This is a genomic window from Undibacterium sp. Xuan67W, assembly GCF_049340165.1.
GTDB lineage: Bacteria > Pseudomonadota > Gammaproteobacteria > Burkholderiales > Burkholderiaceae_D > Undibacterium.
On the sequence record NZ_JBMPPN010000017.1, the window covers coordinates 20,124 to 35,857 of the forward strand.

At 50.1% G+C, this 15,734-nt stretch carries 12 protein-coding genes; 3 read left to right on the forward strand and 9 right to left on the reverse strand.

The features are described from left to right. The first annotated feature begins 170 nt into the window (after positions 1 to 170). Complete coding sequence (locus ACO0LE_RS14735; RefSeq protein ID WP_422961111.1) at positions 171 to 2,444, forward strand: patatin-like phospholipase family protein; 2,274 nt, start codon at positions 171 to 173, stop codon at positions 2,442 to 2,444. A 232-nt stretch (positions 2,445 to 2,676) separates the two neighbouring features. Here the strand turns inward: ACO0LE_RS14735 and ACO0LE_RS14740 are convergent, their stop codons facing one another. The 4 genes from ACO0LE_RS14740 to pcaF all read right to left on the reverse strand — a co-directional run bounded on the left by ACO0LE_RS14740 (position 2,677) and on the right by pcaF (position 6,328). Next, positions 2,677 to 3,663, reverse strand: coding sequence for a fumarylacetoacetate hydrolase family protein (locus ACO0LE_RS14740; protein ID WP_422961112.1), 987 nt, complete (start codon positions 3,661 to 3,663; stop codon positions 2,677 to 2,679). A 480-nt stretch (positions 3,664 to 4,143) separates the two neighbouring features. Beyond that, entirely contained in the window at positions 4,144 to 4,347 is a 204-nt protein-coding gene (locus ACO0LE_RS14745; protein ID WP_422961113.1) for a hypothetical protein, read from the reverse strand. Between the two features lie 162 nt (positions 4,348 to 4,509). Next, positions 4,510 to 4,752, reverse strand: a complete 243-nt coding sequence (locus ACO0LE_RS14750; RefSeq protein ID WP_422961114.1) for a hypothetical protein — start codon at positions 4,750 to 4,752, stop codon at positions 4,510 to 4,512. Between the two features lie 376 nt (positions 4,753 to 5,128). Next, entirely contained in the window at positions 5,129 to 6,328 is a 1,200-nt protein-coding gene (gene pcaF, locus ACO0LE_RS14755) for a 3-oxoadipyl-CoA thiolase (protein ID WP_422961115.1), read from the reverse strand. Positions 6,329 to 6,433: 105 nt separating this feature from the next. Here pcaF and ACO0LE_RS14760 point away from each other — a divergent pair, with 105 nt between their 5' ends. Continuing rightward, entirely contained in the window at positions 6,434 to 6,952 is a 519-nt protein-coding gene (locus ACO0LE_RS14760) for a GNAT family N-acetyltransferase (protein WP_422961116.1), read from the forward strand. 24 nt (positions 6,953 to 6,976) lie between these two features. On the opposite strand, the gene ACO0LE_RS14765 is transcribed toward ACO0LE_RS14760, so the two are convergent. The 5 genes from ACO0LE_RS14765 to ACO0LE_RS14785 form a co-directional block, all read right to left on the reverse strand. Then, positions 6,977 to 7,204, reverse strand: coding sequence for a hypothetical protein (locus ACO0LE_RS14765; RefSeq protein ID WP_422961117.1), 228 nt, complete (start codon positions 7,202 to 7,204; stop codon positions 6,977 to 6,979). Further along, entirely contained in the window at positions 7,201 to 8,808 is a 1,608-nt protein-coding gene (locus tag ACO0LE_RS14770; RefSeq protein ID WP_422961118.1) for a putative bifunctional diguanylate cyclase/phosphodiesterase, read from the reverse strand. The genes ACO0LE_RS14765 and ACO0LE_RS14770 overlap by 4 nt, the downstream gene beginning before the upstream one ends. Continuing rightward, on the reverse strand, positions 8,805 to 9,698 hold the full coding sequence (locus ACO0LE_RS14775; protein WP_422961119.1) for a PAS domain-containing protein: 894 nt from the start codon (positions 9,696 to 9,698) through the stop codon (positions 8,805 to 8,807). The genes ACO0LE_RS14770 and ACO0LE_RS14775 overlap by 4 nt, the downstream gene beginning before the upstream one ends. Positions 9,699 to 10,026: 328 nt before the next feature. After that, complete coding sequence (locus tag ACO0LE_RS14780) at positions 10,027 to 10,494, reverse strand: DUF1854 domain-containing protein (RefSeq protein WP_422961120.1); 468 nt, start codon at positions 10,492 to 10,494, stop codon at positions 10,027 to 10,029. Position 10,495: 1 nt separating this feature from the next. Continuing rightward, a complete protein-coding gene (locus ACO0LE_RS14785; protein WP_422961121.1) occupies positions 10,496 to 12,766 on the reverse strand; it encodes an ABC transporter ATP-binding protein in 2,271 nt (756 codons plus the stop codon). 729 nt (positions 12,767 to 13,495) lie between these two features. On the opposite strand from ACO0LE_RS14785, the gene cphA reads away from it, so the two are divergent. Continuing rightward, positions 13,496 to 15,682: a cyanophycin synthetase gene (cphA, locus tag ACO0LE_RS14790; RefSeq protein ID WP_422961122.1), complete on the forward strand. Its 2,187-nt coding sequence runs from the start codon at positions 13,496 to 13,498 to the stop codon at positions 15,680 to 15,682. Positions 15,683 to 15,734: the final 52 nt, after the last annotated feature.

The following is a 15,734-nucleotide window of genomic DNA, read 5'->3' on the forward strand; positions in this document are numbered from 1 at the left end:
TATTGGCCTGAAAGGCTCATCCAGCTTGCGGATCGGCTTTAGAAATTGTAATGAATACGAGGTAACGGTTAACATATCCACGTCATGGATGACATGGCCGGATGCTCTTATTGTGCTATAACGACCACTTCCAGAATTCTGCCTTATTTAAGATCGCTCTCCTTATTTTTATGCGTCCTATCTATTTTCATTTACGCCCTTTACTTGCGTTGGGCATCACCTTATGTGCCCTGCTAGGTAGCAGCGCTCAGGCTGAGCGGCTTACTTTGTACAAGGCCGATGCCAAAGCCCCAAAAATCTGCCTTGCCCTGTCCGGTGGTGGTGCGCGCGGCTTTGCGCATGTCGGCGTATTAAAAACTCTGGAAGCCTTGAACGTGCCCATCGACTGTATCGCCGGTACCAGCATGGGAGCGGTCGTTGGCGGCTTATATGCAGCCGGACTGTCCGCTACAGAAATTGAGCAAAAACTCGAAGCGCTGAAGCTCAATGACGTCGCACTGGACCGGGTCGAGCGCCGAGTCTTACCTCAGGCGATCCGGGAAGAAGACACCCAATACCCGCTCGGTGCGACGTTGGGACTAAGCGCCAGCGGTGTGCGCTTGCCGACTGGTGCCGTGCAGGCGACGCAATTTCTGGAGTTGCTGCAAAACTGGACGATCCACATCCAGCCCGATATCAAATTCGATCGCTTACCGATTCCTTTCCGGGCGGTTGCGACTGATCTGGAGAGTGGCAAAATGGTTGTATTCGACCAGGGGCCTTTGCACACCGCGATCCGCGCAAGTATGGCCGCGCCTGGTGTATTTGCCCCGATCGAAGTCAATGGCCGCCTGCTGACCGACGGCGGCCTGGTGCGCAATCTCCCCGTCGACATTGCCCGCAGCATGGGTGCCGACATCGTGATTGCCGTGAATATCGGGACGCCTCTGCTACCGCGCGACAAACTCCAGTCCCTGTTTAATGTCAGTCAGCAAATGGTGAATATCCTGACCGAACAAAACGTCGAAGCGCAAAAAGCGTCATTGCGTCCCAATGATATTTTGATCGAACCCGATCTCGGCAGCATCAGTTTTATGGATTTTGGACGGGCGTCGGAAGCATCCGTCATCGGCCAGGTTGCCGCGCAAGGCATCCAGGAAAAACTCTCCGCGCTGAGCCTGCAACCACATCTGTATGTCGCCAGACAGCAAGCACGCCTGCGTCCGCAACTGCCAAGCATTGATATCAGCTTTATCGACATTGAAACCAATGGATCGATTCCTGAGAGTGATATCCGCCGTCAGATTTCGATCCAAAAAGGCAGCAAGTACGACGCCGAAGAAATTAACCGCAAACTCGCTCTGATGAATATCTCCCGCGAATACGACAGCATCAATCATGAGCTGATCCAGCGCGACGGGGAATACGGTGTACGCATCAATGCCAAGGGCCGTAATTGGGGCCCGCATTTTTTACGTTTCGGCCTGGCCTTATCCAGCGGCTTTGAGGGTGCAGGCGGCTTCCGCCTACAAGTCGGCCACCGCCGCCCTTGGCTGACCGACAGCGGTCTGGAGTGGCGTAACGATGTTGAGTTCGGTAACGTCATCCGCTTACGCACCGAGCTGCGCCAGCCTCTGTTCGAACGCGAAGGCATGTTCGTCGCGCCATATCTGGAGCTGGGTCAAAATACCCGGAATTTTTACAACGGCGATACCCGCATCGCTGAATATAATTTCCGCAGCGAGCAGGCAGGCATAGATCTCGCGCTCCCCTTGGGTGAACAAAGTATGCTGGGTGAAGTCAGAATCGGTCTGGGACTAAATCATTATCGCGTCGGGCCAAAACTGGGCAGCCTGTTACTGGTGAATGCGGCGGGCGATTTTGTTTCGGCACCTCTGCCGAGCGCGGACTTGCAGCAAGTCGGCATCAAATCCTCATTCGTGATTGATCAGCTCAGTGATCCGACTTTTCCGCGCTATGGCTACAAATTAGGCAGCAACCTGTTTATCGGCGCCGATAAAACCCGCACCAATTTCCAGGAATTTTCATTCAACAGTACTTGGGCACAGAGTATTGGCAATCACAGTATCAACCTGAAATTCAATGGCTCCGGTTTGTTTCAGCACGATACCGAGATCCGGGGCATAGGCTCTACCCTAGGTGGTTTTCAGCAATTGTCGGCATATCAGCCAGACCAGTTTTCCGGTAATTACATGCTATACGGCAGCGCGACGTATCTGCTGCGCGCAGTGAAGTTTGATCTGGCGGGGCAAAGCCTGTTCCTTGGGACTTCGCTCGAAGCAGGCAATGTCTGGAATACCAAAAACGATATATCGCTGTCATCCTTGCGAAAAAGCGCGAGCTTGTTTGCTGGCTTCAATAGCTTTATGGGGCCTATTTATCTAGGTGTTGCGGCAGGTCCGGCAGGTGCCAGAAACGTTTTCTTCCAGCTTGGGCGTCAATAGAGTTTTGCCAGATAATTGACATACTAGGGCAGAGTATATTTTACACGCCTAATAAAACAGTGCGGATATAGCATGTTTCATAAAAAAATAAGGGGAGTATATCTCCCCTTATGGCTTTTTAAGCAAGTGAACTAAGCCTGCTCTTGTTCTCAGGTCTCAGACCAGCGGCGCCACTGTTGAAGCAAGGTCTCGGTCAATGACGATGACACGGATTAATGCAAATCAATGCAGATTATCTGGCGACCTCAACTACGCTCTGATCAATCGCACCAAAAATCGATTTTCCGTTTTTGTCCAACATCTCAATTTTGATGCTGTCACCGAATTTCATAAAAGAGGTGGTCGCCTCCCCATGCGCAATCATTTCCAGCGCACGCTGCTCAGCGATGCAGCTATAGCCCTTCGCTGCATCTTTATTCGATACAGTCCCTGAGCCAATGATCGTGCCAGCGCGGGCGTTACGGGTTTTGCATAAGTGCGTAATCAGTTGCGGGAACGAAAACACCATATCCACGCCTGCATTGGGCTGGCCGACCAGATTGCCGTTCCAGCTTGAACGCAATGGCAGATGGACTTTGCCGTCTTTCCAGGCGTCGCCGAGTTCATCCGGCGTCACTGCAACGGGTGAAAAACTCGATGCCGGTTTCGATTGAAAAAAACCAAATCCTTTCGCCAGCTCCGCCGGAATCAGATTGCGCAGCGAGACATCGTTCACCAGCATCACCAGACGGATATGCTCCGCGGCATGTTGCACCTTGACACCCATAGGTACGTCGCCAGTGATCACCGCGATTTCGCTCTCAAAGTCGATACCCCAGTCTTCTGAGCCCAATTCGATATCGTCTCTCGGACCGATAAAATCATCGCTGCCGCCCTGATACATCAGCGGATCATGCCAGAAGCTTTCAGGCATCTCAGCATTACGTGCCTTGCGCACCAGCTCAACGTGATTCACATAGGACGAGCCATCCGCCCATTGAAAAGCACGTGGCAAGGGAGCCATGCAGTTGGCGGGGTCGAAGTCAAACGTAGTCGTCGCCCGGCCCGCATTCAGTCGCTCATACGCTTCCTGCAATTGCGGCCCGATAAAGTTCCAGTCATCGAGTGCGCGCTGCAAAGTCGGTGCCATGCCATCTGCCATCATCGCGGTTTTTAAATCGCGGGAAACGATCACCAGCTGACCGTCACGGGAACCATCTTTCAGGGTTGCGAGTTTCATAAATTTGACTTCATCTCTGTTTAATTGCGAGCATTTTACCTTGTTGTGCCCCGTCGCCCAATAGAGCCGGACAAGTGCGAATATCCTGACAGAAGCCGCGTAAAAATACTTGTTGAAGAACTGCATATGCAAGCACATGCAAGTGCAGACGAGCGACAATAAACATCGAGATGGATACGGAGATGCGCTGGCGTCTGCAATAAAAAATCCGGGAGGAAAATTTTCCGCCCGGGTTGCAAAACCGCTGTTGAACGAACTATCTAGTCCTGTTGGTCGTTTGATCGTTTGGTCGTTTGGTCTTTTGACCTTTTAGTTCTCTTATTCGTCGTCGTAGCTAATCGCCTTAGCGGACTTGTTCATCACTTTTTTTACAGGATTCGGCGTTTTACGACCACCGATCTGCGTGACGACCGGATCTTTTTGTTTACTCAGAGTCGACAGATTATCCAGCGCCAGATCGGCAGAAATATCTTTGGCCGGCTACATGACCTTGGCCTGATCGGCATGTGCCAATACCTGACCGCTCTTGTCCGGCAAAAAGGCGTAGCCACCACCCGCAAGTTTGATCGTCAGAATCTGTTCGACAATTTTAGTCAGGAACACATCGGCACCGACAACACCGCCCTCGCCACCTTTAACCGGTGCTGCAAAGGTAATCATTAGACCCAGCGGTGCGCCCCCCATATACGGTGAAGTGACGATTGGTTTTTTTGCGTCGAGCGCACCTTTATACCAGGGGGGGCACCGTAGGATCGAAGCCTGCTGGCGGCGGGTCAGCCGGGATATTTGTGAATTCCTTGTCGGGCTTGCCCTGATACACACTCAGAAAGCTACCACCCGCCCGCATCATGGTGAGGCTCGCCTGCAAATCAGCGCCGTCCCAAGCCCCTGAGCCAGACTATCAACCATCGCCAGATTGGTTTGTATCCAGTTACTCAAGACTGCGTTATAGCCAGATGCAACGCCACGGATTTCATTGTTCAGATCATTCTCGATCTGTGCCTTCATTTTGACGTAGCTACCGATGGTCAACAGTATCGTACACACAGTAACCAGCACACCGATCACAAAGATTAATCTGCTCTTCAACGAGTTCGTCTTGGATTCCTTAATGCGTTAGTGGAGGCAAACACTCCTGACGAATACATCATGACAGATGATCAGCTAAGGCACAATAAACAGTCGTGTCTGTTAATAATAACGATGAAAATAAGGCGGCATTGAAAATGAAGAATTTCATTTTCATACCACGCCGGGAGGAATATTTCGTCAGCACACGGCAATGATTTTTTCACTACCGGGCGGATCAAACAGCGCTATCCGTGCAAAAAACAGACGTTTTAGGGCACGATAAAACAGATCACAAGAAAGGTATTTCAGACCATCTCTGATTTAGCTGGCTTTACTTAGATTGATGTGCGCCTAGTCATATCATCTCATCTCATCTCAGCTAAGCTGAACTGAACTATACACGCTCAATCACAATGGCAATACCTTGTCCGACACCAATACACATGGTACATAAGGCGTATCTGCCGCCAGAACGCTGTAACTGGTACGTCGCCGTCGTGACAAGCCGCGCGCCACTCATCCCCAGCGGATGCCCCAGAGCAATCGCGCCGCCGTTCGGATTTACACGGGCATCATTGTCCTGCAAGCCCAACTGACGCAACACGGCCAGGCCTTGCGCCGCAAATGCCTCATTCAATTCTATCCAGTCCATTTGCGACAAACTGAGACCCGTCAGCGCCAATACCTTTTGCACTGCGGGTACCGGGCCGATGCCCATGATGCGCGGCGCAACACCGGCAGTTGCCATGCCAAGAATACGGGCTTTGGGTATCAAACTGTGCTGTTGCAAAGCACTCTCCGATGCCAGCAACAAAGCACAGGCGCCGTCGTTGATCCCGGACGCGTTACCGGCAGTCACACTGCCATCAGGTCTGACCACGCCTTTTAACTTACTCAACGATTCTAACGTCGTTGCACGCGGATGCTCATCCTGGGTCAGCACAAGGGGATCGCCTTTTTTTTGCGCCAGGCTCACCGGAATAATTTCTTCTGCCAGCACACCGTTCGTCTGCGCCTGCATGGCTTTATGCTGACTTGCCAGTGCAAACGCATCCTGATCAGCGCGGCTGATCTGATACTCGGTGGCCACGTTTTCAGCGGTCTCTGGCATGGCATCAACTCCGTACAAAGAGCGCATCTGAGGATTGATAAAGCGCCAGCCGATTGTGGTGTCAAAAATTGCGGCATGGCGTGAGAAAGCGGAATCTGCTTTCCCCATCACCATCGGTGCACGCGTCATGGACTCCACGCCTCCCGCAATTGCCAGCGTAATTTCACCCGCCTTGATTGCCCGTGCGGCGCTGCCTACCGCATCCATACCCGAGCCACAAAGGCGATTGATGGTCGCGGCACCGGCTGTGATCGGCAAGCCGGCCAATAAGGCAGACATCCTGGCGATATTCCGGTTGTCCTCACCCGCCTGATTTGCACAACCAAAAATCACTTCGTCCAACCTAGACCAGTCGACCTGTGGCTGTCGTTGCATCAGCGCACGTAAAGGAATTGCGCCTAAATCATCGGGACGCACATCTTTGAAGATCCCGGCATATCGTCCGATCGGAGTGCGGATTGCGTCGCAAATATAGGCGTTCATAAACATCTTTCGGAATGGAGTAAGGTCAATATCAGATGATGCCGAATCCAATTGATTGCTACAATCAAAAAGAATTCATCTTTACGTTCAAGACAAAAGAAAACTATGGATATTCTTGAGACAGCTCGCCTGAAGTTGCGTACGATCAGCAGCGACGACGCTGAATTTTATCTGGAGCTCATCAATGACGCGTCTTACATCAGAAATATCGGCGACAAGGGTATACGAACGATTGACGCGGCGAAAGAATCAATTCAGCAAGGCCCGATGGCGATGCAGGCGCAACGGGGTTTTAGTTTATATCTTGTTGAGTTACGCACAGAAACCCGGCCAATCGGCATCTGCGGTTTAATCAAACGAGATGGTCTGGAAAATGTCGATATCGGCTATGCGTTTCTGCCTGCTTTTGCCGGACAAGGTTTGGCCAGAGAAGCGGCCAGTGCTGTGATGCGATATGCCAACGAGACATTAGGAATCCAGCGTCTGGTTGCAATTACTGCACCCGACAACGCGCGCTCATCACACTTGTTGGAAAAAATCGGTTTTCGCTTTGAAAAAATTATCCGCTTGATGCGCAATGGGAAGGAAGAAGTGAGTAAATTTTATACCCACGACTTTGACTGATTCGCGCCAGATTAGATCACCATTTCACTTCTCGGTTTGATCAATGCGTCTGCGTCTAAGGTGCTTCGTGTGACTTACCTCAATCACCAAAGCATGCCCATCGAGCAGAGATAAAATCAATTTCTCACTGCCCTCGTGGGTTACCTGATAGACCGTCGTTTTGCCTACCGCACTCGATTTTTCCATGGTCGATTGCTGTAGCAATGCCGCCAGTTCAGCCGCTGAACATGCTTGCCAGTTCAGCTTGCTCATGATGCAGAACTGCTCTGGCGCTGCTGCTCGCGGCAGCGTTTGGCAAAACTGGCAACATCCACCGGGCGTCCGAAGTAATAACCTTGTACCTGATGGCATCCCATCTTGGTCAGCATGCTTGCCTGTTCCTCTTTCTCTACGCCTTCCGCCACAACACGCAATCCGAGGCTGACGGCCATGGCGATAATTGCACTGGCAATCGCCGCATCATCTGGATTGGCGTGGATATCGTTAATAAAAGATTTATCGATTTTGAGTTCATCGATAGGGAAGCGGCGCAAATAAGACAGGCTCGAATAACCGGTACCGAAATCGTCCAGCGAAATGGCAACGCCAAGATTTTTCAGCGCACGCAAAGTCAGTAAGGTACTCTCAACATCCTGCATCACCATGCTCTCGGTCAGCTCCAGTATCAGCAATTGAGGATCAGCTCCGGTTGCGGTAAATATCGCGGCCACTCTGTCAGCCAGATCCTCCTGCCTGAACTGGCGTGAAGACATATTGATCGCAATTTTTAAATCTGCCAGCCCTTGCTTTGCCCATAACACTTGCTGCCGGCAGGCCTCAGCCAGTACCCATTCACCTAAAGGCAAAATCAATCCTGACTGTTCTGCCAGCGGAATAAACTCAACCGGATGAATCATCCCAATCTGCGGATGCTGCCAGCGCACCAGTGCTTCGGCACCGATGATTTTTTGATCGGGCAACGATATCTTGGGCTGGTAATGCAATACAAATTCCTTACGTTCCAGACCTCGCCGTAATGCAGCTTCCATATTCAGGCGACTAATCGCCGTCACACCCATTTCCGGCACAAATTGTCTGACGCTGTTACGGCCATGCTCTTTAACCCGGTACATCGCGATATCGGCGTAACGCAACAAAATCTCACCGTGATCACCATCTTTGGGATAAAAGGAAATCCCGATGCTCGCGGTCACCACCACATCCTGACCAATCACATCAAAGGGCTTAGACAAAGCTGTAAGCACTTTTTCTGCGATGATATCGACATCACCCGGTTCCCGTAAATCGGTCAAAATCAAGACGAACTCGTCGCCGCCAAGGCGCGCAACAGTATCGGTATCACGTACGCATTGCATCAGCCGCTTTGCCACCTCTTTTAACATCGCATCGCCAGATCCATGCCCCGAAGCATCATTAATCAATTTAAAGTGATCAAGATCCAGCAACATGACAGCAATTAACTGATTCTCCCGGTTCGCCCAGGCAATTGCATGCTGAATACGGTCGTTCAGTAAATTACGATTCGCCAGACCGGTCAGACTGTCATGGGTCGCCTGATACTCAAGTTCATTCTGGTAAGTCACGCGGTCGCTGACATCATTGATCACGCTGACAAAATGCGTCGTCGCAGCACCACTTGCATCATGCACAGGCGCGATGTGCAATTCATTCCAGAACAAGGAGCCGTCTTTACGATAATTACGCAGCAAGGCTTTGCCTGCACGTTTTTCTCTTAGTGCGGTACGGATTTCTTCCAGATCAGGCTGAGCCAGATCATCACGCACCAGGAAACGTCCTTCAAGACCGACAACCTCCGCCGAGTAATATCCGGTAATCCGTTCGAAAGCGGGGTTCACATACACGATGGAGTGATCATGATACCGTTGCTGCTCGACACCAGCGCCTGCTCACGGAGTAATAAGGCTTGCTCTACGTTGTCAAGTTGAAACCGATAATCGCTAATATCTTGTTTCACCGCGATCAGATGCGTCATTTGTCCTTCGGCGTCATGCAGAGGTGAGACGATCTGACGCTCCCAATAGGATTGACCGTTTTTATGTCGGCATAAAATTTCACCCTGCCAGTGATCGCCGATTTTCAGTGCAAGCAATGTATCCGGATTGACAGCGCCGTCTACGATGCTATTCTCCCAGAGCACAGGAAGATGCATCAATTCCTGCTGTGTGTAGCCGGACATCAAGGTAAAACTCGCATTGCAATATTCCAGCAAGCCCGTCGTGCCGGTAATGACAACGCCAAATGGGCTCTGCTCCACTGCAAGCGCGAAAATATCGACGCTCTCCTGCAGGCTACGATGATCTTGTGTATGGGTAAAATCGGCAAGCGCAGTCGAGAGCTCTTCTGCCAGCCTGAGCAAAATAGTAAAAGCCTCGCTTCCAATCGTCAGGTCATGAGGCGAGCGAACCCGCAACTCTCCCAATGAACGCTCTGCGTATTGCAAAGCAATCGTCAATTCATTAACGGGAGATGACGATGCAAGAGATGGATGGCTGCTGGAAATTTGAGCCAGAGAAGCAGAGAATTGTTCATTCACGCCATTAAAATTCACGACGACATCGGCTGAAACATAGGACGCTTTGTCGACCAATAACTGGCAAAACCCTCGTAACATAGATTGCACATCCTGTGCATGCCAGAGGCAATCGGACAGCTCACCCAACAATAAAAACCATCGCTCCAGGCGTTGCGATTCTGCGTCTAATGTTGTCGGATGTTCTTGAGTCACAATGAGATTCCTAAAGATCTGCGATGAATTACGTCAAGATGGGTTTTTTTGTTTTTATACTCCGCTAAGGGTATTTTAGCAACTCAATACATTACCTCGTCACCAGACTCACTCACCTATAAACACCTCGATTGCTGGCGAACAGAGGCAACTACGGGATTGCGATCAAATTAACTTTCGGGTAAAGGGCGCTATCGAGCGCGCATATACAAGCAAGTAGAAACACATAAATGCACATTGCAGATATTAAATTTAATACTCTATAAATAATTTAGCCTCAATGGGAATAAAATTCTCATTGAGGTTATTGAATTAGTTGCTGATCAATTTACAAAAAACGATCCAGTATCTTTCTGCTGTGTTTGTCTATTTCAAACATATCCCTAACTAAGAAGTGAATGCCGTGATTATCGGCAATCAGTAAAGAGGTTCTGCCTATCCGGCGAATATCCTCTTCACCCTTCAGCACAAACGCTGTGTCGCCACGGTCAGTTTTAACATTCCAAGTACAAGGCGTGGCGTAGCTGGTGACGCTAAGTATGTGCTGAATCTCTGGCATAAACTCACGCCCCTCCAGCTCCTCATTCACCAATACGCGCACGGACTGCGGCAACTCATTGAGTTTCGCAATCCAGGCAACTTCCTGTCCATCTTGCAAGACCATGGAGATACCTTCATCCGGCGTCTGGATAGGAAAAGCACGCACGGGACTGACATGATCATGCATCTCACCGCTGGCAGTAATTAATACAAGATGGCCGAAGCTGTTACGGCTGAGTTGAAATTGATCGCTCATCTTATTCTCCTCCACCGAGATTTGCATTACGTGCTTGTGCCTGATACAGACGGAAATAAGCCCCTTCGCTTGCCATCAGATCATCGTGACTACCCACCTCGACCACCACACCCCGGTCAAGTACGACGAGCCTGTCAGCTTTATGCAATGTCGACAGGCGATGCGCAATCGCAATCGTAGTGCGACCTTTCACCAGGTTATCGAGTGCCTTCTGAATCTCTTTTTCTGTCTCTGAGTCGACTGAGGATGTTGCCTCATCCATAATCAAAATACGCGGATCAATCAACAAGGCACGTGCAATCGAGATACGCTGACGCTCACCGCCAGAAAGTCCTTGCCCGCGCTCGCCCACCATTGAGTCATACCCTTGCGGCAAACGCAGAATAAATTCATGCGCATGAGCGGCACGCGCTGCGGCGACAATGTCCTCACGTGTCGCATCTGGCTTGCCATACGCGATATTGTCGGCAATCGTGCCAAAGAACAAGAAAGGCTCTTGCAATACCAAACCAATGTTCTGACGATAATCGGATACCGCAAACGAACGGATATCTACGCCATCAAGCAGGATCGCTCCCTCCGAGACATCGTAAAAACGGCAGATCAGGTTTACCAAAGTGCTCTTACCTGATCCGCTATGCCCTACCAGGCCAATCATTTCACCCGGCTTGATGGATAAATTAATACCGCGATTGACAGCACGGTTGCCATAACGGAAGCCAACTTCACGTAAGTCAATCTGACCTTTGACTTCGTTCACTTTGACGGGGTGCTGCGGATCGGGCACGCTAGATACGTGATCGAGAATATCGAAAATACGTTTGGCCGCAGACGCCGATTTTTGCGTGACGGAGACGATACGGCTCATGGAGTCAATACGTCCATAAAAATTACTGATAAACGCCACGGCTGCAACCAGCGCACCGACCGTAATCTCGTTATGCGAAACCTGCCAGATACCAAATGCCCAGACCACTAGAATACCGAGATCAGTTAAGAAAGAAACAGTCGGAGAAAACAGGGACCAGACTTTATTCAACTTGTCGTTGACAGCCAGATTGTGTTTGTTCGCCTCACGGAAACGCACAGCTTCGCGTTTTTCCTGTGCAAAGGCTTTGACTACACGGATGCCGGGGATCGTATCAGCAAGCACATTCGTGACCTCGCCCCAGACACGGTCGATTTTTTCAAAGCCGGTACGTAACTTGTCGCGCACCAGATGAATCATCCACGCAATAATTGGTAATGGCAAAAGAGTCACCAAAGCGAGCTTGGTATTGATTTGCAATAAGGCGACTACCGTCATCACGAACATCAAAACGTCTGTTGCAAAGTCGAGTAAATGCAAGGACAGATACACGCAAATCCGGTCACTTTCACTACCGATACGCGACATCAGATCGCCGGTACGTTTTCCACCAAAATATTCCAGAGATAATTTCAGTAAATGCTGATAAGTGGTGGTGCGAAGATCGGCACCGATACGCTCAGAAACCAGCGCAAGAATATAGGTTTTCCCCCAGCTCAATAGCCAGGCGAGCACGGCAGAGCCCAATAAACCGCCGATGTACAGGCTCACCAGATGTGGATCAACATGCTGCCCGTTTTGATATGGAATCAGCACCTCATCCGTCAGCGGTTTGGTCAGATAACGCGGAATCATATGAGCGCCGGTACCAAGCAACATGAGACTGAAGCCAGCCAGCAATTGCCAGCGGTACGGATGCGCAAAACGCCACAGGCGGAATAAAGTCCAGGTCGATGGCGGTGTGTAAATCACTTTAGTGCAGATCGGACACTCGTCCTGATCCGGTTCCAGCGGCGCTTTGCAGGTCGGGCAAATATTTTGCTCGGCTTTTTCTACCGGCATGCCGGTGACGTGACTGTGTAGCTGCTCTTTAAACTGATCCATCAAACGGATCATCAGCAGATTTTGTCCGAGAGTGAAGCACCAGCTCGCCAGACGTCCGCTATCGTTGAATAATTCTAAATGACCGACGCCAGCGTGATCATGATGCTGAAGTTTCAATCCTTTCTTGTAAGGCCAGGCCTGCCATGTCGTTTCACCAGGAGCGCGTGCCAACAGACGCTGACTGGTAACGACCAAGAGTCCTTTCACAAAATGCAATCGTGCGTCAAGGTCAACCTCAACGGCACTTAAAACGTTCTCATCTGTGGAAAGTTGCTGCCGGATCTCTGAGCGCCAGTGGCTCGGTAATAAAGCAAGTGAATGTTCGACTTGCGGATCAGCACTTAATTGTTGTGTTGTCATCGTTTGACTGGCTCGGATTTATGGCAAGAAATGGGTATAAAAAAATAAATCGTTCAGATCATCATCGATAATCTTGGTTTAAAGAGTGATGCGATATCCACATAATTCTGTATCTAGTTCATGCTTTCGAAGAACAGAATACTCATGTTATTACCAAGCTGTGTTGAAACCGGATGCAGAAAATTCATCAATAGCGCATCAATAAAAGAAATTAGATGCTTTTCACGATGAGACTAGCTCATTCAACATATCACCAGAGCATTAATTTACGGTATTCTATCGAAACGAAAATTTTGGACAAAAACCTGACCAAGAAGATGCAAAAATTGACACATTAGTGCGGAAAATTGGCACAAGTATACCAGCAAGCGTTCTCTGTAATGGCGAAATTGGTCTATAACAAACCTGATCCACCCCGAAAAAACTCACTTAGGAGCTTGCACCGAACGACCTTATATTGAATCGATACGCATTGATTCAGCGTTATTCAACGTTAAAATGCAGATTCACTAAAATGGCTGCTGATATATTGCTAATATTCATTACTAATTAATTACTGATATTAATTACCCATGTGAGTAGCCGTAGCGACAAGTTCGCTGGAGAAGTAAGCAAAGCCAGCTAAGATGTCATGTTCTGGATTCATTCAATATAAGTTTCAGTCGCAAGTGCAAGCCTCTGAGAGATTTAAGAACGGAAAAAACGTTCTGCTATCAAGAAATTAAATACATGACAACGAAGAAGAAAGACATCGAATTTCTCCGTGTGACCCATTTACGCGGACCTAATATCTGGACTTATCGCCCTGTGATCGAAGCTTGGCTAGATATAGGAACGCTAGAAGATTTCCCCTCGAATACCCTCCCCGGTCTGTATGAACGACTGACTGCCTGGTTGCCAGGGTTGGTGGAGCATCGTTGCAGTGAGGCCAAACGTGGTGGCTTTCTGGAACGTCTGAAAGAAGGTACTTGGGCCGGACACATTCTGGAGCACGTCGTTCTTGAATTGCAAAATCTCTCAGGTATGCGTACCGGCTTCGGCCAGACACGCTCTACGTCTGAGACTGGCGTGTATAAAATGGCGTTCCGCACTCGGCAAGAACAAGTAGGCAAAGCGTCTCTTGCAGTTGCCCGTGACTTGTTAATGGCGGCGATTGAAGATACGCCTTTCGATCTGGAAGCGAAGCTGGGCGAACTGCGCGACATGGTTGATTCGCTCTGCCTGGGTCCATCAACCGCACATATTGTTGATGCAGCGACCGATCGCAAAATACCATCTATCCGTTTAACTGAGGGTAATCTGGTACAGCTAGGTTATGGTGCCGCACAGCGCCGTATCTGGACCGCAGAAACTGACCGCACCAGCGCGATTGCCGAGAGCATCGCCAGCGACAAAGATTTAACGAAATCCTTACTACAATCCTGTGGGGTACCGGTGCCTGAGGGCAGTCTGGTCAAAAGTGCCGAAGAAGCCTGGGAAGCAGCCGAAGACATTGGCGTGCCGGTAGTAGTGAAACCCTACGATGGCAATCATGGCCGTGGAGTCTCGCTGAACCTGATGACAGAAGCAGATGTGCATGCCGCCTACCACCTGGCAGCGCGCAAGGGCGATAGCAAGAGCGTGATTGTTGAGCGCTTCATTACCGGTAACGAACATCGCTTATTAGTCGTCGGAAAACGCCTGGTTGCTGCTGCGAAAGGCGAAGCCTTATGGGTAACCGGTGACGGCAGTTCCAATATTATTAAACTGGTCGATGACCAGATCAACACTGATCCACGTCGCGGCACGAACGAAGACTCTCCGCTGAATGCTCTGGCACCAGAAAAAGGGGCCGAAATTATTCTGGAACTGGAACGTCAGGGCTTTACCGCATATTCCATCCCCTTAGCCGGACAAAAAGTCTTGATACAGCCTAACGGCAATGTCGCCTTCGACGTCACAGACGATGTACATCCCTCCATCGCTGAAGCGGCGGCCTTAGCTGCCCGCGTTGTCGGTTTGGATATTGCCGGTATTGATCTGGTTGCCGAGGATATTTCCCGGCCGCTGGAAGTGCAACGTGGCGCCATCATTGAAGTTAATGCCAGCCCCGGTTTGCTGGCACATCTTAAACCTGCTGAAGGCAAACCACGCCCTGTCGGTACGGCCATTATTGCGCACCTGTTTGCAGAAGAAGAAAGCGGCCGCATCCCGGTCATCGGTGTCGCTGGTTCAAAAACACAAGGTACCAGCCTGATCGCGCGCCTGATCGCCAGTCTGATTCATGTGACTGGCAAGCATACCGGTGTCGCCTGCAATCAAGGCCTGTTCCTAGATCAGCGCCAAGTTGTCAAAACCGATTGCACGCAATGGGAGGCGAGTCAGCGCCTGTTGTTGAACCGTTCTGTCGAAGCTGCTGTATTTGAAACAAACGCCAACATGATACTGAGCGAAGGCCTGGCCTACGACAAATGTCAGGTTGCGGTTGTGACCGACATGGACGGACATGCGGATCTCGGTGAATTCTATATCGATGCCGCAGATCAGATGTTTAAAGTCATGCGCACACAGGTCGATGTCGTGTTGCCTGACGGCGTCGCTGTCCTGAACGCAGCACAGCCGCAAGTAGTTGAACTGGCCGAACTCTGCGATGGCAAAGTGATTTTTTACGGACTCAATCCAGAGCTGGACGCGATTGTTCAGCATCGTGCCAGTAATGAGCGGGCTGTATTCTTACGTGACGGGCAAATTATTCTTGCAACCGGCGCAGAAGAAACTGCAATACTCGCTTTGTCGACATTAAAACCAAGTAAAGCAGCACAGCCAGAAGTCATCATGGCCGCAGTTGCTGCCGCTTGGGCATTAGATATTTCTCCTGATTTTATCGTTGCTGGTTTGAGAACATTTGATTCAAGCCCAAAGAAATCTCCGTATTAATGCAGAAATTAATATAGAAAATTACCGTAAAAAAATCTAGCACCGCGCAGAA